At 68.1% G+C, this 2,691-nt stretch carries 3 protein-coding genes; all 3 read right to left on the bottom strand.

The genetic code is table 11. The features are described 5' to 3' along the window. Positions 1-47: 47 nt before the first annotated feature. Complete coding sequence (locus G6026_RS14685; protein ID WP_182613616.1) at positions 48-986, bottom strand: type IV toxin-antitoxin system AbiEi family antitoxin domain-containing protein; 939 nt, start codon at positions 984-986, stop codon at positions 48-50. Between the two features lie 205 nt (positions 987-1,191). Then, on the bottom strand, positions 1,192-2,304 hold the full coding sequence (locus tag G6026_RS14690; protein WP_107757165.1) for an NDMA-dependent alcohol dehydrogenase: 1,113 nt from the start codon (positions 2,302-2,304) through the stop codon (positions 1,192-1,194). 89 nt (positions 2,305-2,393) lie between these two features. After that, on the bottom strand, positions 2,394-2,691 hold a 298-nt coding region (locus tag G6026_RS17565), incomplete at its 5' end, for an aldehyde dehydrogenase family protein (protein ID WP_241728105.1).

The following is a 2,691-nucleotide window of genomic DNA, read 5'->3' on the forward strand; positions in this document are numbered from 1 at the left end:
AGCAGGCCGCACCGGCAGCACCTGGCAGGGCGCGTGGTCGAGGCGAGTCAGCGGACTCCGGACCGACGGAGCCCGTCGAGCAGCAGGCGTTCGAACCGGTTCGGCGCGTAGAGGTCGTCCCAGACCCAGCGGACCACTACCACCCCGAGCGCTCTGAGTCGGTCTTCCCGTTGCTTCTCCCGCCACACCACCTCGCCCGGATCCTCTCCACCGGCCGCGCAGCGTGAGTACTTGGTCCTGCCGTCGAACTCGCCCGCCAGTGCACCGTCGCCCCAGGAGAAGTCAGTGCGCGCGACCGGCCTGCCCCCGCTCGAGAAGTACCGGTGTTGTAGTCGGGGTGCGGGGACGTCTCGACACCTCCGCATGACACATCGGGACAGTGACTCCCCGGGGCTTTCTGCCCGGGGGTCCGCGAAATCCACGACGTCCCGGGCGATCGCCACGCCGGTCCGGCCGCGATGGCGATCGACTTCGCTCGCGAGCCCGTCCGCGGTCACCATCCGGAGGCGCAGCGCGTGGTCCGCCGCGCATACTCCTGCGTCGAATCCCGCAGAGCGGGCGAGATCGACGACCGTTCGGGCGACGCAGGTGACGGGGATGCCGTCCACCTGGGTCGTGTCCAGGGAATCGCGCGGCGAGGAATGAACCTGGATGTGCGGGGTCCTGCGTCCGCCGGTGGGTCGGTCGACCGTGAGATGAACGTGGTCAGTCCGGGCTCTGATGAGAGGCAGACCGTGGAGCGCTGCCGCCGTGTGGTGGCTGATCACGGCGCCGAGGGGGCCCTGGTCGAGCGCGATCCGCGACGACCGGGCGAGGGCATCCCGTGCGCTCTCGCCCGACTGCGGCGCGTGAAACCACCCGTGTCTGATCTTGATCAGTCGGCCCTGCGCGACAGCCGCGGTCAGTGCGCGATGCGACAGGCCCGCCCGGGTTGCTTCTGCTGTGGTGAACGGCCGGCCGGTAGGGAAGGGGATCACGGGAGTCATGGCGGCAACGGTGTCAGGGCCGTCGAGTGGGCGGAGAGCGTGACAGGGGCTGGCGGGGGCTTTCAGTGGAGAGAGGGACCCTGTGAAATTCGGTCACTCGCCACGATGAGTGTCCCCACGACGGACGCGCGCAACCACTGCAGACTCACACGACATTTCGTCCGCGTGTGCAGTGGTTGCGCGCGTATGCGAACCGGGGGCCGGATCAGGAGTCGTGGATGATCACGCCTCGCATGATCTTCCCGTCCTGCAGGTCCTGGTAGCCCTCGTTGACCTGGTCGAGCGAGTAGGTCGTGGTGATGAGCTCGTCCAGCTTGAGCTTGCCCTCGTCGTACAGGCGCAGCAGCTTGACGATGTCGTACTGCGGGTTGGCCGAGCCGAAGAGGGTGCCCGTGATGGTCTTTCCGAACAGGGCCATCATCGTGCCGTTGACCTGCACGGTGTTCTCCGTCATGTTGCCCAGGCCGGTGATCACCACCCTGCCCCCCTTGCCGATCACGTCGAAAGCGCTCGAGACGACCTTCTCGTCGACAGTGCCCACCAGGATGAGCGCCTGGTCCGCCATCTGGCCCCAGGTGAGCTTCTCGACCTCCGCGTGGGCCTCGGCGGCGTCGGCGAACGCATGGGTGGCGCCGAACTTCAGGGCCTCGTCGCGCTTGAACTGGACGGGGTCCACCACCACCACGTGACGGGCCCCCGAGTGGACGGCGCCCTGGACGGCGTTGATGCCGAGCCCGCCGATCCCGTAGATCACCACGGTGTCACCCTGTCGCACGTTGCCGGCGTAGGTGGCGGTGCCCCATCCGGAGGGCACACCGCAGCCCACCAGGACGGCCTTGTCGAGCGGTAGCCAGTCGTCGACCTTGACCACCGAGTGTTGTGAGATCACCGAGCGCTCGGAGAACGTCCCGAGCATGCACATGGCGCCGAACTCCTTGCCGTCCGCCCGGAACCGGAAGGTGCCGTCGGGCATGTGGCCGTCGAGGATCGTGGCGCCCATGTCGCAGAGGTTCTGGCGACCGGTCGAGCAGTATCGGCAGGTGCCGCAGTTCGGGATGAAGGAGCACACCACGTGGTCGCCGGGCTTGACCTTCGTCACCCCCACGCCCACGGCCTCGATGACGCCTGCTCCCTCGTGCCCTCCGACGATGGGGAAGCGCGGCGGGAGGGAGCCGTCGGACAGGTGGAGGTCGGAGTGACACAGGCCCGCGGCCGTGTACTTGATCAGGACCTCGCCGGGGCCGGGGTCGTCGAGGTCGAGCTCGATGATCTCGAACGGCTTGTGGACATCAAACAGTACTGCTGCCTTGGTCTTCACGGCGGTGTTCCTTTCGGGGAGCGGGGAGCGGGGAGCGGGTTCTGGGAGAGGTGACGGGGGAGGGTGTGCCGGGACGGCACGCGGGTGGATCAGAGCTGGATGTTGACCGACCTGGTCTGCGTGTAGAGGTCGAGAGCGCCCTGGCCCAGTTCGCGGCCCCAGCCGGACTGCTTGAAGCCGCCGAACGGCATGGCGGTGTCGAAGCCGTTGTACTGGTTGACCCACACCGAGCCGGCGTGGAGGCGGCTGGCGACCTGGTGGGCCTTGGAGATGTCCTTCGTCCACACTCCGGCGGCCAGCCCGTAGATCGAGTCGTTGGCCTGGCGGACCGCGTCGTCGACGTCGGTGAACCGCAGGGCCGACACGACGGGGCCGAAGATCTCGTCC

Origin of the sequence: Dietzia sp. DQ11-38-2 (genome assembly GCF_014145055.1) — a bacterium.
Classification (GTDB): Bacteria; Actinomycetota; Actinomycetes; order Mycobacteriales; family Mycobacteriaceae; genus Dietzia.